Here is a 19,903-nt window from a genome sequence, read left to right as displayed (position 1 = left end):
AATCCGATTGAATCATAACCTGATGAAATCGCTCAACCCTTTTTGGAACAGGCTCTGAGAGATCGATCGTGATTAATTCACTTGACTATTGAGCGGCTGCCGCACCGTTATACGGCCAACAAAGAATAATATAGCGTGACATCATCCCGAAATTTGTTCATTGATATAAATATCTGATACGCCCACTATAGTATACTATATTTCTGGATCTGTTATCACTATTTAATATAGATCTCGATGGAAAATACTAGCACTATTTACCGGACTCTATATAATATTTTGGCACAAAATGCATAGAATGTCCGCGAGCAAAGCGTCAAAATATCTACGGTATCTCTAAATTTATCGGCTTCAACATCCAATCAAGTGTCGATCAAACAGCTACTAAAGCGCATATTTGATTCAATCAGATAAAGAACACGCACTAACCGTCTGGACTTCTGTACAGATAGGGGAGATCACGCACTAGCCTCCTCGAAGCCTGCATTCTAACGGAAACATTACGACGGACTTTGAAACATCTGTCAGTTCCACCGGAGTTTTGTTATGGCTGACAAACGTAGTCTGACTGTGATTGGAGACGTAACGACTGCTGAAGCAAAATCAGCGTTGACCGAATTACTGTCCGATCAACGATTTCATGCGACCGATAGAGCTAAAGCAATTTTGTCCTATCTGGGGGATCAATATTTTTCCAATGGCCGCGACAGTGTGAAGGCCTATGCCATTGCTGTCGACGTGCTTGGCAGACCCGAAAGTTTTGACCCTACTGCCGATCCGATTGCGAGAATTGAGATGAGCAGATTACGCTCTGCTCTTGTTCAGTATTTCGAGGCTTTCGGTCAGGAAAAAACGATCGACATCATTTTGCCTAAAGGGAAGTACGCCCTTTGTTTCGTTTATCGTTCCAATTTGCCACCTGAGAGAAGTAAAAGTCCTGATTTAATTGCCACCTCATCGGGCTCTGCGATACATTGGCCCAGCCACATCCGAAAATGGTGGCTGCCTGCCTTGATTATATGTGTAGCTCTCGTGACTGCCATGCTCACGACTTGGAGTTTCATCGAATCGACCGATAACACCGCCAAACCCATCACAACCATAGAGTTTGGCACCGATGATGACGCCCTTCTGATTGAAGCTGCCAATGTGCGGGACGCTCTTTTTGCAGCCTTGGGAAACTTCCATACGTTATCGCTCCGGACAAATAGCGATATCTCTATCGCTCAAGCTACCGGTACGAGAACGTTTGCCATACGAATAAGATATCGAGCTGATGACCGGATACGCGCATTATGGTGGGAAGTAAAGGATGGTCGGCGGAAGGAAATCCTCGGTTCTGGTGTTGTAAGAATCGATGGGACCGGAATGACCCGAGCGGAGATTGCAGAAACTCTGGCATCCTCTCTTGCCCCCACACTTGCCGCTTCCAACGGCGTCCCAAATGCCCAGCTCGTCAAAGATGAGATGGATCGTTCTGTACTGGGAAACACCTGCGTCCTGACGGCAGAGCTTTATCTGGCTAGCTTCAGGCCAGTTGCCGTTGTGCAGCAATGTCTCGAAGAAACAGTCATTCATTATCCGGAAAATAGTGACGCACTAGCTGCGTTGTCGCGTGTTTTATCTCGGTCTGCTCAAGCCAGATCGAGTGTGGAATTATTAGCAAGAAGCAGGTCACTGGCGGAGCGCGCAGTTATGCTATCTCCGCAGTCAGACAGAGCTCATTTTGCACTTATGGATGCATATTTTCGATCAGGAGAAACAACGCTTGCCGCCGAAACAGGTAAACGAGCACTAGCGTATAATCCTAACAATCCTCAACTTCGGGATTCCCTCGCCCTTGCACTTTACGCAAACAGCCAGTGGGACGATGCCTTGAATCTGATCGGTCACAAGCAGGAAAAAGACATTACGTATGAGAATCGCCGTTTACTGATGCTAGAAGCGTTCCGTCAGCAAGATTGGAAAAATGCCTTGAAGCACGCAGAACGGCTCCCGTCGGAAGTCGGGCTTCGAGATATCTACGGCTTGGCGGCGCGCGCGGGTAGTCAATCTGAGAGATTAGTCCTACCAAAAGAAACACAGGCGCAGTTAACCGCACAGATGGAATGGGAACACGTCCCCCAATCCGTTCGGGAGATAATCCTGAGCAATTTTAACGATGGAAAACCTCTCGGTCGCTAAACGAGATGTACTGAGGTCAGCAATTATTTCTGCGAGACAGGCAATACTCGGTGACTTCGAATTCAATCTCGCGACAGACCTTCTCATACTCAGCAAAAAGTGCGCTGTCTGCGTTTCTCGAAAGTCTCAACTTGTCCAAGACGTCACTTGCAATCTGATAGGCCTCTGCCAAACTTAGAAGGGGCTCTCCTTGAGAACGCTTTATGTCGTCACGGACAGTTGGTAGCTTTAGCATAAGTTTGATCATGCCCCGCTTTGAGGTGCTGTTCGGCAAAGAAGAATCTCGATCCTCTTCATAGATTCCCATACCTCGCCTCCTCTGCCCCAAAGATCGATTGCCAAACCACGGCTCCCCAATAAATAATATAAATACACCGGATAATTTATCAGTACTTCAATAGTATTTATACAATTACAACTTACCTTACACTCTTCTCTTTTTACTATAAAATACCTATAATCCAATTCTATAAAATCCCTCTAATAATATTTACCCTATTTATTGAATAATGCCTCAGGGATAATTTCATTGTTGGAAAAATCATATGAAAGCCGTCCGCGGATATTCAAACTATCTGGCAAAACGAGTGTTGTATGTTCTTATCATGCATCGCAGTCGATTTCAGATCGCAATACAGCGCAACAACGTTAGAAATAAGTGGTTGGAGTGGGGAACACTGATGCTTCCCCACTCCAACCCAAAATCACTGTGGAGATAGCCTCTCAAGCTGATTCAGCCGATCTAGGGCGGCCCGCTGCCGCAGCAAGCCATAATTGATACCGCTGGCGTTAAGACTACTGCCTTCCTGATAAGGGAACTTGTCAAAATCCGTGAAGAATTCCTTGATTTTCCCCTGCACCGGCACCAAAAGCCACATATTTCGAGCGAGAAATTCGATTGCTCCCCCACCGTCTTCCATTGCCCTTTCATATGGATCCATTCTGAGGTTGGCAATTAATGCCCAGTTGGTTACTTCTCGGGTAGCTGTTGCAATATTGCCGTGGCTCATAGTTGCAAAACTTAACTTCCAATCGTTCCAGCGAATGGCGTTAAGATTTCCACCCTGGTCGAAGTAGTACATTGCATCTCGAGGGGTTGTATCACTTTCACCTTTTAACAAAGACGTGAGATCGTACCCGTCTAGATGAACTTTGAATTCTTTTGAACCTGACTTGAAGCCAGTCTTCATCTGCTCCTTGATATCCGGAATGCCAGCTGCAGCGGCAAATGTTGGCATCCAGTCCATGAGGGTTACGATGTCGTTTATCTCCGTTCCCGGCTTCACGACACCTGGCCAACGAACCACCATCGGGATTCGGAAACCGCCCTCCCAGGTCGTCCCCTTTTCACCTCTGAACATCGTTTGTGCACCGTCTGGCCACAAGGCCAGTTCTGCCCCGTTATCTGTCGTATAAAGAACGATTGTATCGTCGGTGATCCCGAGCTCGTCCAGTTGATCCAGCAGTTGGCCAACATGCCCGTCGTGTTCTAGCATCCCGTCCGCGTGGATGCCTTTACCAGTTTTACCGACAGAATCCTTCTTCAGATGCGTGAAAACGTGCATGCGTGTTGAGTTAAACCAGCAGAAAAATGGCTTATCCGCTTTATGCTGGCGGTCTATAAAATCCTTGGCTGCCACAAGAAACTCTTCGTCGACCGTCTCCATACGCTTGGTATTCAATGCACCGGTATCTTCAATCTTCCCGTCAGCACTAGACTTGATGACACCACGCGGTCCATACTGCTTTCTGAAATCTGGGTCCTTTGGATAAAAATAACCTTCAGGCTCTTCTTCTGCATTCAGATGATAAAGATTTCCAAAGAACTCATCGAAGCCATGGTTTGTTGGCAGATGTTGGTCCTGGTCGCCAAGATGGTTCTTGCCAAATTGACCTGTCGCATAGCCCTGAGCTTTCATCACATCAGCTATGGTTGGCATCCAATCCTGAATTCCGTGTGGATCTCCGGGCATACCGATAGTGAGAAGGCCCGTCCGAAATGGCTCTTGCCCAAGAATGAACGAGGCCCGACCTGCAGTGCAGCTTTGCTGGCCATAAGAATCCGTAAAGATTGCACCTTCTTTTGCTATGCGGTCGATATTGGGAGTGCGATACCCCATAAGACCCATGGTATAGGCGCTGATCTGAGGTATACCGATATCATCACCAAAAATGACGAGAATGTTTGGCCTCTTGCCCGATTGAGCGGGCTCTCTGTTGCCTGATGTCTGCGCCTGTGCCAACGTCGGTCGCGTTGTAGCTGCAACTGTCAGTGCAGTTACGGCAAGCGAACTCCCCCCAAGCAGCAGATCGCGGCGACTCACTGCTGCGGAGTTACTTTTTGTTTGATCTGAGCTATCTTTTTTCATTTTGGGTTTTCCTTCATTAGAACCAAGTTATTGGTAACGAGGCCCTATTACTCTTCATCGTAATACAATCGCCTCGAGCGGTATTTCTATTTGTCACCAATACGCCTTACTTTTTCGGCGAGAAGACTTCTGCCCAGTCGTCTTTCATGTCGACTACAGTCCATCTATGCTGTTGGGCCTCATCCAAGGCTTTATCCAACTTCCCGAAAGCAGACTTGCGGTCATAAGCAAACTCACGTTCTGCATCCGTGTGATGGACGATCATCCCAAAGCTCGGTGATTTAGCGGTAGCCCATCTCAACATTTCATAATCGCCATCAGAGTTTCCGGCGACAAAGATTGGACGGCGACCTATGAACTTGTTGATGCCCACAGGCTTTCCTGCACCATCATCAATGAAGTCGATTTTCGGCAACCGCGTCAGGGTGGGCACTTCATCGATGACTTCATACTTGGTTTCAATCGAACTACCGACGACTTGCTCAGGAGGTATGCCGTAAAGCGCCTGCGTCACCGGACGCATAAACTCCACCCCACCTCCGGAGACAATAAAGGTCTTGAAGCCATTCTCACGCAGATACTCAAGTAGCTCGTGCATCGGAAGGTAGGTCATTTCAGTATAGAGTCTGTCTGTCTTTGGATGCCGTGCAGTGGCAAACCATTTCGTGACGAGTCTGTTAAATTCGTCAGTCGTCATGCCTGCATGGGTAGCCATAACCAACTCGATGAGCCCCTTCTCACCACTAGCAGCCACCCCCTGAAAGTCGTTATTGAGGACACTTTTAAAGGGTTCCTTCTCCTTCCAGTCAGGGTTCTTTTCGGCAAGCGTCTTAACCCGGTCGAGCGCAAATCCAAGTTGGATATAGAATGGCTGTTCGGACCACAGGGTTCCATCGTTATCAAACACAGCGATGCGATCGTCTGGTTGTACGTAGTTCTTATTGCCTTCAATCGCGACCGACGTAACAAACTCAATGATGCTAGTCTTAGTTGCTCCATCTCTCCAGGAGGGCAGCGGATCCTGTGCCAGCACTGGCTGACAAAGGCAAATCACCAGCACGGTCAATGTCAAAAAAACAGTATGAATTGGCTTCAACGCGATTTGTGCCCTTATCATCACACGCTCCTGCGAAGTGGATTTCTTTTGATGCAGCGAAACCCCACGTGGCTCATAGAACTATCTTCAGGTTGAGCATGGCGAGCTGCTGGACGATACCGGCGGCAGTAATTTGGCGCGCAAAGGTGTGATCCGCCTTTTACAACTCTCCGCGGAATCCTTATTTCAGGAAGCTGGGGATCATAGCTGCCGGAAAGGTCGCCACCGTGTGGATTCATTGGAATACAACACGACTTTTCAGCGCGCTGGGGATGTCTTGTAGACCAATAGTCGCTTGTCCACTCCCAGACATTTCCTATCATGTCGTAAAGCCCATATCCGTTGGATGGAAAAGAACGTACGGGTGAGGTTCGCTCCTGCCCTTTTGGCTTGGTTGACTGAACAGGAAAGATACCCTGCCAGGTGTTTGCCATAAGTCTGCCATCCGGGATGAGCTCATCTCCCCAGGCATATTCGCAGCCTTCAGTTCCACCGCGGGCGGCGAACTCCCATTCTGCTTCGGTAGGCAGTTCCAAGCCTGCCCAGTCAGCGTAGGCTGCGGCATCAGACCAGGCTACATGCACCACGGGGTGATCGAGTTTACCTCTGACGTCGCTCAGACCTCCCAGTGGCTTCTTCCAGCTAGCACCGTGCTTGTATTTCCACCATTGACATATATCCTGACCATCTACGGCTTTTGGCTGCTGGAATACCAGCGAACCAGCGCGCAAATTTTCAGGCCTGGCGCCTGGATAGTCAGCCGCATCCGGAACGGTTTCAGCAACGGTTACATATCCTGTTGCCTTGATGAAATTCGCAAATTGTCTATTCGTTACCGGGGCAACGTCAATCCAGAAACCATCCACCCTGACCGGATGCGCTGGAGCTTCCTCTGGATAGTGGTGGTCAGATCCCATCACAAAGTTTCCCCCCTCAATCCACTTCATATCGGCGGGAGCAGCTTCGCTAGTCATTTCCTCGAGACATTCGGCCATTGTCGCCTCCGGCTATCCATATCGAAATGTCGCTTCTGATCACCGGGAATGTAAGTACGTTACGGTAAAATATGAGACGTAACACCATGTTACATAAGTACATTCGCCAATATATAATTCCGTAATTATATATATTTTACAATTACTTATTCCGATTAGAAATGTAAGGTGCGGAGACTCCCGACGGGGCATCGTCTTAAGATATAATAAAATCTGCAAAGGCGGGCGTGCGGTGTCTAACGCTACCTCGAGAGAGCCAGTGGCGCGCATTCGCTCGAGCGTCAGTGAACGCAGTACGACAGCGCCACAGCTATGTTAACGGCATAAGGTTCAGTAGGCAGGAATAGGCGAATACTCGTTGCGAATCCCAATACCCAACCTGCAGCTAGATAGCGCGCCTGTTTCATAGGGCTGTGCGCACGTCTTGAGGTGATCCCGCCTTACAACAAAGTCTTCATCAAGCCTTTGTCATACTGAAAGTTTCTCGATCACTCCTGCGCCTAGAGATTGGTCAGAACGGATCAAGGGGAACCAGCAGTAAAAAACCATCTATAATATGGGTTTGCACCGGCATACTGCATGACAAAAGCTCCATTCTCTTGCCATGCTTCCCGATCGTTATTGTATGAGGCAAGACCTGCCTGATAAAATGTATAGAGATACTGACGATCTCGCTGCACTCTGGCAAGCGCATGCGGTGGTAGATTTACAATCTCGGGTTCCCCGGCATGATGCATAATACTGGTCAGAGTAGTCTGGAAAGTATGGGGCCGTACCCATGTACCATATTCGATAGATGGATTATTATCCGTTATGGATTGCACGTCACCTGCAAAGGCCATCAGCCCGTTCCTGTCAGTCACCCATGTGGCGAGCAACGTGTCCACAGATTGGATACCAACATCCTGAAGTGCTTTCCTGACCATAGGTTGCTCAAACCGCGCTGTCATCCGGCCATAATCCAGGGGCATGGGGCGCATGGATCCGGTCATCATCATCTCATGAAGCTCTGTCGTCCAAAGATGCACGAACGGAAACACTTCGGTGAAGCTTTTTATAAGTGCACGGGTGTCCTCTACGTTCTGTGTAGGCAACGGCAGCCACTGCGCAACAATACCGCCACCAGTCAACCTTTTCGAGGCAAGCCTGTAAAAATCGGTCGAATAAAGATTGGCGACACCTGCCGCCGACGGTGGTGGTGGCTCGAGCGTAATCAGGTCATATTGACTGTCACTGGCGATAAGCTCTCTGCGGCCGTCGCGCAAGCGCAGGTCAATTCGCGGATCATCAGGCGCTCCATAATTGCCTTTGAAAGTACGACTGGCACGGACGACCCCAGGCAGCAACTCCGCAACAACACGCTTGTCCAGACTATCAAATGCAAGGGTAGCACCCGCTGTAATGCCGGTGCCAAAACCTATTATCAATACTGATTTTGGCTCGGTATCGGCAATTATCAGAGGTAACAATGCCTGCAGCCGCATATAGCGTTCTGAGGCCATTGAATCACCCGTGTTAGATACTCCCTGGATATAAAGCCTCCTAAATCTGCTATTATTTCCCTGTTCTACGACCGCGACGGTTGCGCCTAATCCTTCCTCGTAGAAAACCAGTTCACCCTTTTGTATGCCTGGTAGAAGCTGGGCAAACCTGTTTGCAGGAACAAACGCCAAGCAGAGACCAGCAATCACGACTAGCAAGCCGGAAGCCACCATGGCTTGAAGTGACCGCCTTTCACAACGCAGTAACGCAATCGTTGCAAGCAGCGATGCAATGAGAGCGAGAATACCGATTGCACGGACAAACCCGAATTGAGGCACGAGAACAAAACCTGTGAAGAAGGAACCCGTAATACCACCGAGAGTGTTCCAGCCTCCAACCAACCCAACTGCGCGACCAACAGGCACGGTTCTCGCAACAATCATTACAACTACAGGGAACGCGGCGCCCAGGAGTAGTGTCGGAGTAAACACCATCGTGAACGCTGCAACTGCAAAGCGCGCAGACATCCCAGCAAGTCGGTTTTCTGTAGCGGCGAGTATCCAGTATTCAGCGAACGACTGCGCGACGATTATCCAGCGTCCAAGCAACGCGATCTCAACTGCGGCTACCACTCCTGCCGTTCCAATCAAAAAGCCCAGAACGCTCCAAGGTCTCTTTACGCGTGACATAAAAGGGGAAATGGCTGCCGAGCCCAATGCCAGACCAGCTAGGTAGGTTGCCAGAACGACTGAAAACGCAAAGGCACGGGTACTCATGAACTGTACAATTGACTGTGTCCAAACGACTTCATATCCGAGAGCAACTCCTCCAGCGACCGCGTACAGAATGATTGCCTGGCGGGCTTCACCTGAAAGGAGCATCGAATGTACTTTATGTCTCCCATCCGCTTCCTGCGCAGCCCCCCTTATAAAGAAGACTGTGATTGCAGTTCCAAAACTGCCAGCAGCGGCTCCCCCAGCAGTACCAGCGAGACCCAATGAAGGTATCAACACAAAAGAAGCGGCAAGCGTCCCGGCAATTGCACCCATCGTATTGGCTGCATAAAGCCTACCGGCCATTGCCGATGGATGGCCGAGTTCTTTGATCGAACACAGCATTGCCGGAAGTGTCCCTCCCATGAAAACTGCGGGGACTGTAACGGTCAAAAGGAGCAACGACCATGCCAATATGGTACTACCATCTTCTAGTTTTGCAAAAGGTACGGCAAGATGGGGAAGACTGATCGTGACTAATAATCCTAATGCTGCCACCATGGCTTCAAGCCCACCATAAAGCAGCAAGGGCGTTTGCAGATGATCGGCAAGACGGCCAAAGATGAGACTACCGACCGCCAATCCGCCCATAAATGCAGATATGCCAGCGCTAACTGCATATACGTCCACGCCGATTATTGTTGATAGCTGCCGGATCCACACAACTTGGAAAATCAGTGACGAGAAACCTGAAACCAGCAGAAGAGACGCTGCAAGCCAAAGACGTGTCGCGTTACTCGATATTTTTGCATCCTTAAGAAATATGCTGTGCACCATAGTAATCGCCCGTCGAGTTAGGTATAAAAGGAGGCCGCCTTCAGACGGCCCCCCGTCCGCTTACTGGGCTGGTGCGCTTGCGGCTTTGTCCAGTATCGCATCAATCTGCTTATGGACGGATTCTTCGACCTGATCGATCGAGAAGCTTGCCGGGCGCTGGCTCGGTGGGTATGCCACGAAGGTTTCAAGGAATGTGGCAGCCTTCATCGTGGCCTGAGCAAATAGGTAGGCATTCTTGGTTCGCCAATCGTTGTATTGATCGGAAACGATGTCTGCCCTTTCGAAAGGATCCATACGCAGGTTAAAGATCTTAGGCACGCGCAGGCAAGTGAACGGATCCTGCCATACATCAAAACCACCCGGCTTCCTCATTTCACAGAAGACAGCTTTCCAATCGCCAAAGCGCAGGCCAACGAGCTTTGCATCATCGTTGAAATAATAAAACTCGTTACGACTGCTTTTGGGTTGCTCACCAATCAGATAAGGTAGCTGGTTGTATCCGTCGAGATGAACCTTGAAGGTCTTTCCGCCAAGATCCGTACCTTTCAAGAGGCGCTCCTTGATATCCGTATCACCGGCTGCAGCGAGCAATGTGGGAAACCAGTCAAGGCCGGAAAACATTTCATTTGACGTGGTGTTGGGTTTGATCTTACCCGGCCAGCGAATTATAGCCGGCACACGGAATGCTCCTTCCCAGTTGGAGTCTTTTTCGCTTCGGAATGGTGTTGTCGCGGCATCCGGCCACGAAAACTGGTTCGGTCCATTATCTGTGGTGTAGACGACGATCGTGTTGTCGGCAATTTTCAGTTCGTCCAACAGACCCAGCAGTTTTCCGACGTCATTGTCATGTTCGATCATACCGTCGGCATAGTCATTGCCAGGCATACCGCTCTGCCCTTTAAACTCAGGTCGTACGTGGGTAAAAAGGTGCATGCGCGTGGTATTCATCCAGGTAAAGAACGGTTTTTTTGCTTCTACCTGCTTCTTTATATAATCCATCGCCGCCGCGGTTGTTTCATCATCGATCGTTTCCATACGTTTAGTGGTAAGCGCTCCAGTATCTTCAACCTGACCATCAGCTGAAGCCTTAAGAACACCACGAGGCGCGTAATTTTTGAGAAACTCTGGGTCATCTTTTGGCCAATAAGGACGTTCCGGTTCTTCTTCAGCATTAAGATGATAAAGATTGCCGAAAAACTCCTCGAAACCATGTTCAGTCGGCAGGAAACGGTCCTGGTCGCCCAGATGATTTTTGCCGAACTGACCAGTGGCATAACCACGCGCTTTCAGCGCCTGCGCGATGGTAACGTCACGATCTTGAATACCAACTGGGGCTCCGGGTACCCCGACCTTGGACATCCCGGTTCGCAACACTGTCTGTCCCGTGATGAAAGTAGAGCGGCCTGCAGTACAACTGTTTTCCGCATAGTAATCCGTGAACCGCAAGCCTTCTTTAGCAATTCGATCGATATTAGGTGTACGATAGCCCACTACGCCGTCGGAATAGGCGCTTATGTTCGTTTGACCAATATCATCCCCGAAGATGACAAGTATGTTCGGCTTGTCCCCTGGGGGTTGTGTTGACGTATTCTGTGCCAATGCAGACGTGCTCAGCAGCGTCAACGCAATGGCTGTCAGCTTTCCTGTCAGGCTCATTACTTGTCTCCCAATGTTCAAAAATCTGCCTGCATATTCACTCTGCGACATCTCAAAAGGCGTATAAGCCCACATGAGATGCTGAAGCATACCTTCGGTGGAAAGCAAAGGAAGTACGTTACAGTAACTCGGCTCTGTTACCCCTCATTCTTCTTCGGAAAATTCTACATATTGCAGAAAATCTGACTACGTTTCAGCTCTCGCGCTCAATCGGATCTTGCCGGAGCGGAATCCATTTTCTAAACGAAGACGACAAAGTGGTTTTCACGGCCGGTTCCTCTGCGGCCCGTAGTTGCTACCTCCAATCGATGATTGTCACGAACGTGAAGTACAGCAGGGACCAACCTCGCCATTCCTGATCTTTCGAGAGCAGCATACCGATTTGGGACAGTGCACCTCTCATTTGGGTGAAATTTACCGTTACGTACTTCCTAACGCTCAGTTGGTGCCGCAGCATATCCATGAGGTCGCTAGGCCCAGATCCGCAGCTAAGTTGATGCCGATTGTGACGCGGCTCAGGCGAAATAGGGAGGACGCGAATTTGCCGGCACGTGACGATATTCTCAATCTAGGTAAGCAGATTCAGAAATCTGTTGTCGGTCAACAGTCCATGGTGGAACGATTGTTGCTCGGCCTGTTGTCAAACGGCCACCTGCTGGTTGAAGGCTTGCCCGGCCTTGCCAAGACGAGAGCGATCAAAAGCCTGGCGAAGAATCTGCAGGCAGAGCTCTCACGCGTTCAATTCACACCCGATCTGCTGCCGGCGGACATAACAGGTTCTGAGGTTTATTTTTCCGCTTCAGGCAAAGGTGAATTTAAGTTTCAGCAAGGTCCTATATTCGCCAATCTCATTCTGGCTGATGAGATAAACCGTGCTCCAGCGAAGGTTCAGTCTGCGCTTCTAGAAGCCATGGAAGAACGTCAGGTTACCGTTGGCGGTCAAAGCTACCCCCTACCTCAGCTTTTCATGGTGATGGCTACGCAAAATCCGATAGAACAGGAAGGTACCTATCCGCTACCTGAAGCTCAGCTCGATCGATTTTTGATGCATGTAGAAGTCGGCTATCCCGACGAGCAATCGGAAGTCGATATCATGCATCTAAATCGTCAAGAAGAGAAAGAGCTCGAAGAAAAACCGCCTGCAGAACATAAATCAGTTCAGAGACTTGATCCAAAGTCAGTATTCAATGCCAGAGCGGAAATTGGAACTGTCAAAGTCAGCAATCCTGTTGAACAATATATCGTCGCTCTCGTTATCGCGACACGCTATCCAGGCCGCTACGATAAGGAACTTGAAAAACTCCTACAAGTTGGCGTGAGTCCTCGCGGCGTAATTGGTCTTGACCGGGTATCGCGCTCTTACGCTTGGCTCCACGGTAGAGATTACGTAACACCGGATGATGTCAAGGCCGTGGTAAACGATGTATTTCGACACCGCGTCATACTTTCATATGATGCCCACGCCTCCAGTACAACGGCTGACGAAGTCATCAACCGTATTACGGAACTGGTCGGTGTATCATGACGACAGCTGCTGACCAGGGGGCTTATATAACCACCCAACAGCTCGTCGCGCTCGAGAGGCAGGCCCGTGACCTGACATTTGTACAGAAGAAACGTAGCCATCAGTTACTGGCTGGTCGGTTACATTCACTCATGCGAGGTCGTGGACTCAGTTTCGAGGAGTTGCGCGAGTATTTGCCGGGCGACGATGTCCGGTCAATTGACTGGAGGGTGACAGCTAGAACAGGACGTCCCGTCGTACGGGTGTATTCTGAAGAAAAAGAGCGGCCAGCACTTCTGGTCGTTGATCAGAGAATTAACATGTTCTTCGGTAGCCGTCGCTCGATGAAATCTGTGGCGGCCGCAGAAGCGGCGATACTAGCGGCCTGGCGAATTCTGGGTTCCGGCGACCGCATTGGCGGCATTGTCTTCAATGATGTCGAAATCAGCGAGATAAAACCCCATCGCAGTCGCAACGCTGTAATTGCATTGGCAGACAAAATCGCGGACGCAAATGGGAGACTCCGGGCAGACTACGAACAAAAGCCAAACCCGGTCGCATTAGACGATGCCCTCAAGCATGCCGCAAGCATCGCGCACCATGATTTTCTGGTGCTAATCGTCAGTGATTTTGATGGCCACAGCGATGCAACCAGACAAGCCCTCATCGAACTGGCCATGCGAAACGACGTGGTGTGCCTGCTAATATATGACCCTTTCATGCTGGAACTACCCACCGTCGGCGATATCGTGGTTAGCAGTGGGCAACTTCAAGCCGAACTACCTCTTGGCCAACAGCACGTACGAAAATCAATTGACAGCTTCGCTCGCGAACGTGCCCGAGAGCTCTTTACCTGGCAGCACGAATTGGGTTTGCCGATGCTCCCCATCTCTGCGGCGGAAGAAACTGCTCCGCAATTACGTAATCTTCTGGGGCAGTCGGCCTGGCGTCAGCGGAGGCGATAGTGGAACAGCAGCCGAAGCTTGATCAAACAACTGAGATTGCACTGCGTTCGCTTAACGATTTGGCAATGCCTGAGCCTGTCTCCTGGTTCCCCCAGACCTGGGGATGGGGCCTCTTCGCATTAATACTGTTAGTTCTGATTCTCAGCTATTTGGCGCTTTGGTACAAACGATGGCTACGAAATGCTTACCGGCGCGAAGCCATGAAGCAACTTAAAGCCATAAGGATTCAGTTCCAAGATCCGGACCAGCGATACGTCACAGCTGTCTCTTTGGTCGAACTTGTAAAGCGGGTGGCTATGGTTTCCTGGTCAAGGCGCAGTGTCGCAGCACTTTCGGGAGAAAACTGGGTAAAATTTCTGGCTGCTCACGACGGAACACACATGAGCAGTTTGCTCTCTCGGTTTCTGAACGATCTGGAATACCGTGACGAGTTTCATCCGGCTTTCGACGACTTCGACGCAGTCGTAAATGACACAAGCAAGTGGGTAGAGAGACACAATGTATGAGCTCAATTTTCCCCTAGCTTTGCTGCTGCTTCCATTGCCGTTTCTGATAAGGTGGCTGGTTCCAGCTCATCACGAAACGTCAATTTCGATCCGATTACCATTTTTTAGGCAGGTAACCGACGCTGTAGGCATTGAACCCAGTCAAGGTTCAATTGTACGGCGAAGAACCATACCACACTTCCTTGTAGATTTCCTGTGTTGGTGCCTGGTTGTTGTTGCCCTTGCGCGTCCCCAGTTTGTCGAACCACCCCTGACCAAAACGGAACCGCAGCGCGACATTCTGTTGGCTCTCGACTTGTCACAGTCAATGGATACGCGAGATTTTGCAGATTCGGATGCGCATCTGGAACCTCGTGTAAACGCTGTGAAATCTGTAGTGACCGATTTTGTAGCCAAACGCCCCACGGATCGTCTTGGTATAGTTGCATTTGGTGATGCCCCCTATCCGTTGGCACCTTTTACGATGGATCATGAACTTGTTCAAACAATCATTCAGGGATTGCTACCAGGCATAGCTGGACCACGAACGGCGCTGGGTGATACCCTGGGGCTCGCCATTCGTATGTTCGAGAAAACAGACGTACCCGACAAAGTCCTGATACTTCTGACTGATGGAAACGACACCGCGAGTAAAATGCCCCCACTAAAGGCTGCGGAAATTGCAAAACGCAAGAAGATCGTTGTCCATACAATTGGCATTGGAAATCCGGACGCTGCGGGAGAAGACAAACTGGATACAGACACACTCCAGAAAATCGCGAGGACCACGGGCGGAAATTACTATTTTGGCGGTGATCAGGCTCAGCTTCAGAAAATCTATGAGGAACTGGACAGGATAACACCTCAGGAGCAGAAGCAGCTGACCTGGCGTCCCAGGAATGAACTGTTCGTTTGGCCACTTGGCGCCGCAGTCATCCTGCTCGCCGGTTGGTATTTTGCGGTTGGAACTGTAGGCTTCCTGCGGCGGAGGTATGCGCATGACGTTTGACTTTCACTTCCTCCGCCCTTTGTGGCTAATTGCGCTTAGCTTTCCGCCGCTTATCATCTGGCTCGCCCTGCACTCCAACGACTTCACTGATCGCTGGAAACGGGTGATCACACCGCATCTGCTTAAAAGCCTGCTAATCGAGCCTCCCCAGCAAAAGCGCAATCTCCCCGTTTTTTTATTGTCTGGAACTCTCACGCTGGCGACAATCGGTGCTGCCGGGCCAACCTGGATAAGAGAACCGCCGCCGTTCGTTTCGGACACAGCATCGCTGGTTTTGGTTGTCGACCTTTCTTCAACAATGGACGCGATTGATATTTCACCCAGTCGTATTGAGCGGGTGAAGCTGAAGATCCACGACATACTTGCCACGCGTGGGGGCGCGCGTACCGCAGTCATTGCATATTCAGGAACCGCTCACTTGGTAGTTCCCCTAACGGATGATGCTGATCTGATCCAGACCTACACTGATGCCCTTTCAACAAGCATCATGCCAAAGCCGGGAAAAGACACATCGGCCGCCCTGAAACTGGCGGATGAACTTTTGTCTCGAGAAGGCGCGACCGGCACTGTAGTGCTGCTCACAGACGGTATTGAAGCGGCGGCTACAGACATTGCTAAAAATATCAAGAGCTCCCTGATAATTCTAGGAGTAGGCACCCCACAGGGTGGCGTTATCAGGACACCTGATGGAGGTTTCGCCAGCGACTCCGCCGGCGGGCATCTGAGCACAAAACTCGATATCGACGCTCTTAAGAATTTTGGCGCCGAAACGCGAAGCGATGTAGCGACCATTACAGAGGATGATTCAGATGTAAAATGGGTTGCCGAGAGGGTCCATACGAACTTCGCTCATCAAACATCCACCCTGGGAGATCGGTGGCACGACGTCGGTTGGTGGTTTACCATACCTTGCGCGATACTGCTGGGCATGTTGTTTCGAAAGGGCTGGATCGTTAAACTTTCAGCATTTCTGATAACACTACAACTGTTCCAGGCCGCTCCGGCGTCTGCCGATGGTTTTTCTGACATGTGGCTTACCCACGATCAACAGGCACGCATGGCCTATGACCGCCAAGCGTACGCTGAAGCAGCCCTGCTTTTTGAAGACCCTATGTGGCGTGGTATCGCATTCTACCATGCAACTCAGTATGAACAGGCACTCGAAACGTTTGCTTCAATCGATAGCCCGGAGAGCTGGTATAATCAAGGCAATGCACTTCTGCATCTTGCTAATTTCAGCGGTGCAGTTGACGCCTATAATGAGGCTCTCAAAGAACGTCCGCAATGGCCAGATGCAATCGCTAACCTGGCAATTGCCCAAAAGCTACTCAAGCGGCAGCAGGATCAGGAAGAAGAACAGCAGCAGGACCCAAATCAGAAGCCGGACAGTGTGGAATTCGATGACAAGGGAAAAAAGGGCAAGGCTGGCGAGGTAGAAGTAGCTGAACAAACCTCAGAGATGTGGATGAATAATATAAAAGTCAGTCCAGCTGACTTACTTGCCAGAAAGTTCTCCATAGAAGCAGCAAAGGCATCGCAATGATAAAATCCGCAATCGCGATTTTTTTCATGCTTCTTACGGCCACAACAGCATTCGGTGCTGAACCCTTTGCCCATGCAAACGTACATCCTGCCAAACGTATCGTTCCGGGACAGCAGGTCCTTGTTGATATTGAAATATTCGTTCCTGAATTCTTCACCTCTCCCCCGCAGTTTCCTGCCTTGGAGCTTGCGAATGCGGTCGTTTCTCTTTCCACAGAACGTTCCGAAAACATAATGGAAACTGTCGATAATGTGAGATTCACTGGCATTCGGAAATCTCTTGCTGTGGTGCCTGAAACACCGGGTACGTTTACACTGCCGGCTTTCACGGTTACATTTGGTCAATCAGTGAACGGAACTGCCACGAAGAGTTCCGTAGAAGTTCCTTCTGTTTCATTTAATGTCGAAAATGTTGCTGGCAACGAAAAGCGGGAGGTGCTGTTCGCAGCACGAAACGTAACATTGCAACAATCATTCGACCGGGATAGCAAATCCCTCCGGGTTGGCGATGCGCTTGTGCGAACGATCACAATAACAGCCGAGAGTACGCAGGCTATGATGATCCCGCCATTAGACGTCGGCACTGTTCCAGATCTTAAGCATTACGTGAAAACTCCCCGTATTGATGACAACGTATCTCAAGGACGGCAGAACGCAAGCCGGAGAACCGAAGTTCATGTTTACACGGCCTCTAGGGAGGGCTCGTACGTGCTTCCAGCAATCAAGTATGCCTGGTTCGACGTTTCTTCTGCAACGAACAGATCGTCTGATCTTGCGGCGGTTCCGATATCGGTATCTACAGCTAGCCCCCCTGTTGACGGGATAGTACCGGAGTTATCGAAGCCAACGACCGAGCCCTTCATTCAACGACAAAAAGCTGCGCTGATTGTCATTTTCTGCCTCGTTCTTGCGGGCATAGTATGGCTCATCAGCATGATCGCCCCAAAGCTCCAACGAGCCGTGAAATTGTTGCGACGAAAACGGCAAGCAACTTATCGGTACAGGCTAAAACTTCTCAGGCACCGGATCCGATCCGGTACGTATGAAGAAATCTACTCTGGCCTGCACGAATGGAGCCGATTTCTTGGTTATCGGGACCTGAACGAGTGGACGTTGGAAGGTTCTGCCCCACTACGAATTGAAGTGGAAAATCTTTCGCAGACGTTATTTGGAACACCTTCCAGGCAATTTGATCGAAACGCTTTACTCACAAATATCGAAATTCATCATCGTAGCAAGGGCAAACCCGCAGCATTGCCACCGCTCAACCCATTTGCGCAAAGCTAGGTTGAATGAGGCCGGGTCGTATCGCTTGACGACTTACGAATTGAACCAAATCACCTATGCCACCGCCACCCTGAACAGGACCTTATTCATGTTGTCCTTCCTCAACCCCGTCATTGCGCTTTTTGGATGCGTCGGCTTTGGTTATCTGATCGGTAAATTAAGAGTCGGCCCGGTGTAGCTCGGGGGCGTATGTGGGACACTTTTTATAGCACTGGCCCTTGGACAACTCGGGATACGGGTTAGTCCTGATCTCAAAGATGCTGCTTTTGCCCTTTTTATATATGCACTTGGATTTACTGCCGGCCCGCAATTTTTTGCCAATATTCGTGGCGGATGGCGTTATGGCATCTTTTCAATTCTCGAAATCGTCTGTGTTCTATCGCTTTTGGCATTATCGATTCTTGTTTTTCGCCTGGATATTGGAACCGCTGTGGGGTTGTTCGCCGGATCGGCAACGGAATCCGCTGTAATAGGCACTGCGTCTGAGGCCATCTCGCATCTGAAGCTCAGTGGGGAAACAATACTTGAGTTACAGGCCAATAGAGGTGGCTCGGTTTGTCTGAACAGTTTCGGGCGTTTCGCTAAGTGGATTTCCGCCTCGATTATGCCGCCACCATCATTGGTGCCAGCGCGTTGAAGTAGGCCTGATCCGGTGTCTGCCGGTCAAGGGATGAATGTGGGCGTCGGCTATTGTAAAAGGTCAGATAGCGGCCGATGCCAGCGCGGGCCTCGGACACTGTTTTATAGGCGTGGAGGTAGACTTCCTCGTATTTGATCGAACGCCAGAGCCGCTCGACGAAGACGTTGTCTCGCCACGCACCCTTGCCATCCATCGAGATGGCGATTTCCGCCTTCTTCAGCACCGTCGTGAAGTCCATCGAGGTGAACTGCGAGCCCTGATCGGTATTGAATATGTCGGGTCTGCCATAACGGGCCAGCGCTTCCTCGACTGCTTCGATGCAGAAGGCTGCCTCCATCGTGATCGACAGTCGCCACGACAGAACCTTCCGGCTGAACCAGTCCACAACGGCGCAGAGATAGACAAATCCGCGAGCCATCGGAACATAGGTCAGGTCCATCGCCCAAACCTGATTGGGTCTGGTAACCGCCAGCTTGCGCAGGAGGTAGGGATAGATTTTGTGCCCAGGTGCCGGTTTCGACGTGTTCGGGCGACGGTAGATCGCCTCGATGCCCATCTTCTTCATCAGCGTGGCGACGTGCAGTCGACCGGTTTGTAACCCTTCTCCCCTCAAGAGCCCTTGCAACATCCGGCTTCCGGCAAACGGGTATTCGAGATGCAACTCGTCGATCCGGCGCATCAGAGCCAGATCGCCGTCAGACACCGGACGCGGCGAATAATAGACACTGCCACGGCTGAAGCCGAGAAGCTTCGCCTGACGCACGACGGACAGCTTGTGCTCGCGGTCGATCATTTCTTTCCGCTCAGCAATCCCGCCTTGCCGAGCGCTCCGGCTAAAAAATCATTCTCCAGCGTCAGCTCCCCGATCTTGGCGTGCAGCGTTTTGACATCGACGGTTGGACCCGTCGGTTCCGCCTTCGCTTCATCGCCGAAAACGCCTGTCGCCCCCTCAAGGAGCTGGTCTTTCCATTGCTTGATCTGGTTGGCGTGCACGTCAAACTGTTGGGACAGTTCCACCAGCGTCTGCTCGCCTCGAATGGCGGCGAGCGCCACTTTTGCCTTGAAAGCCGGGCTATGGTTCCGGCGCGGTCGTCTCGTCATGGTATCTCCTGTTCACGGCATCTAAGCCGAAGTCAGGC

At 50.5% G+C, this 19,903-nt stretch carries 13 protein-coding genes and 1 pseudogene; 8 read left to right on the top strand and 6 right to left on the bottom strand.

Annotated elements, in window-relative coordinates:
• The first annotated feature begins 546 nt into the window (after positions 1–546).
• Entirely contained in the window at positions 547–2,184 is a 1,638-nt protein-coding gene (locus CQZ93_RS03435; RefSeq protein ID WP_105541347.1) for a hypothetical protein, read from the top strand.
• A gap of 704 nt (positions 2,185–2,888) precedes the next feature.
• Here the strand turns inward: CQZ93_RS03435 and CQZ93_RS03425 are convergent.
• The 5 genes from CQZ93_RS03425 to CQZ93_RS03405 all read right to left on the bottom strand — a co-directional run bounded on the left by CQZ93_RS03425 (position 2,889) and on the right by CQZ93_RS03405 (position 11,332).
• Positions 2,889–4,553 carry an arylsulfatase gene (locus CQZ93_RS03425; protein ID WP_105541345.1) on the bottom strand — a complete coding sequence of 555 codons (1,665 nt, stop codon included), beginning with the start codon at positions 4,551–4,553 and terminating at the stop codon, positions 2,889–2,891.
• Positions 4,554–4,659: 106 nt separating this feature from the next.
• Complete coding sequence (locus tag CQZ93_RS03420) at positions 4,660–5,670, bottom strand: HAD family hydrolase (protein ID WP_105541344.1); 1,011 nt, start codon at positions 5,668–5,670, stop codon at positions 4,660–4,662.
• A complete protein-coding gene (locus tag CQZ93_RS03415; RefSeq protein ID WP_105541343.1) occupies positions 5,670–6,644 on the bottom strand; it encodes a formylglycine-generating enzyme family protein in 975 nt (324 codons plus the stop codon). The genes CQZ93_RS03420 and CQZ93_RS03415 overlap by 1 nt, the downstream gene beginning before the upstream one ends.
• Before the next feature lie 521 nt (positions 6,645–7,165).
• Positions 7,166–9,676 (bottom strand): fused MFS/spermidine synthase, encoded by a 2,511-nt coding sequence (locus tag CQZ93_RS03410; RefSeq protein ID WP_105541342.1) that lies wholly within the window; start codon positions 9,674–9,676, stop codon positions 7,166–7,168.
• Positions 9,677–9,736: 60 nt separating this feature from the next.
• On the bottom strand, positions 9,737–11,332 hold the full coding sequence (locus tag CQZ93_RS03405) for an arylsulfatase (RefSeq protein ID WP_105541341.1): 1,596 nt from the start codon (positions 11,330–11,332) through the stop codon (positions 9,737–9,739).
• Between the two features lie 541 nt (positions 11,333–11,873).
• On the opposite strand from CQZ93_RS03405, the gene CQZ93_RS03400 reads away from it, so the two are divergent.
• From CQZ93_RS03400 to CQZ93_RS03370, 7 genes and pseudogenes are all read left to right on the top strand, one after another.
• Positions 11,874–12,857: an AAA family ATPase gene (locus tag CQZ93_RS03400; protein WP_105541340.1), complete on the top strand. Its 984-nt coding sequence runs from the start codon at positions 11,874–11,876 to the stop codon at positions 12,855–12,857.
• The gene (locus CQZ93_RS03395) at positions 12,854–13,801 is read left to right on the top strand and encodes a DUF58 domain-containing protein (RefSeq protein WP_105541339.1); all 948 of its coding nucleotides are present in this window, start codon (positions 12,854–12,856) and stop codon (positions 13,799–13,801) included. Before CQZ93_RS03400 ends, CQZ93_RS03395 begins: the two co-directional genes overlap by 4 nt.
• A complete protein-coding gene (locus tag CQZ93_RS03390) occupies positions 13,801–14,307 on the top strand; it encodes a DUF4381 domain-containing protein (RefSeq protein WP_105541338.1) in 507 nt (168 codons plus the stop codon). Before CQZ93_RS03395 ends, CQZ93_RS03390 begins: the two co-directional genes overlap by 1 nt.
• On the top strand, positions 14,300–15,295 hold the full coding sequence (locus tag CQZ93_RS03385) for a VWA domain-containing protein (protein WP_105541337.1): 996 nt from the start codon (positions 14,300–14,302) through the stop codon (positions 15,293–15,295). Before CQZ93_RS03390 ends, CQZ93_RS03385 begins: the two co-directional genes overlap by 8 nt.
• Entirely contained in the window at positions 15,285–16,838 is a 1,554-nt protein-coding gene (locus tag CQZ93_RS03380) for a VWA domain-containing protein (protein ID WP_105541336.1), read from the top strand. Before CQZ93_RS03385 ends, CQZ93_RS03380 begins: the two co-directional genes overlap by 11 nt.
• The gene (locus tag CQZ93_RS03375; RefSeq protein ID WP_105541335.1) at positions 16,835–18,124 is read left to right on the top strand and encodes a BatD family protein; all 1,290 of its coding nucleotides are present in this window, start codon (positions 16,835–16,837) and stop codon (positions 18,122–18,124) included. The genes CQZ93_RS03380 and CQZ93_RS03375 overlap by 4 nt, the downstream gene beginning before the upstream one ends.
• A 190-nt stretch (positions 18,125–18,314) precedes the next feature.
• Positions 18,315–18,761, top strand: a pseudogene (locus CQZ93_RS03370) (aspartate-alanine antiporter-like transporter); the annotation flags it as partial.
• Here CQZ93_RS03370 and CQZ93_RS03365 read toward each other — a convergent pair.
• Positions 18,727–19,865, bottom strand: a protein-coding gene (locus CQZ93_RS03365) for an IS3 family transposase (RefSeq protein ID WP_105541261.1) whose coding sequence is annotated in 2 segments (ribosomal slippage) — positions 18,727–19,598 and positions 19,598–19,865 — 1,140 coding nt in all. Because the reading frame shifts where the segments join, the coding sequence is not laid out codon by codon here. The pseudogene CQZ93_RS03370 and the gene CQZ93_RS03365 sit on opposite strands and share 35 nt — an antisense overlap.
• Between the last annotated feature and the right edge of the window lie 38 nt (positions 19,866–19,903).

Source organism: Ochrobactrum vermis (assembly GCF_002975205.1).
Classification (GTDB): domain Bacteria; phylum Pseudomonadota; class Alphaproteobacteria; order Rhizobiales; family Rhizobiaceae; genus Brucella; species Brucella vermis.
The sequence above is the reverse complement of the archived record's forward strand: the minus strand, read 5'-3'. Positions and strand labels throughout refer to the sequence as shown.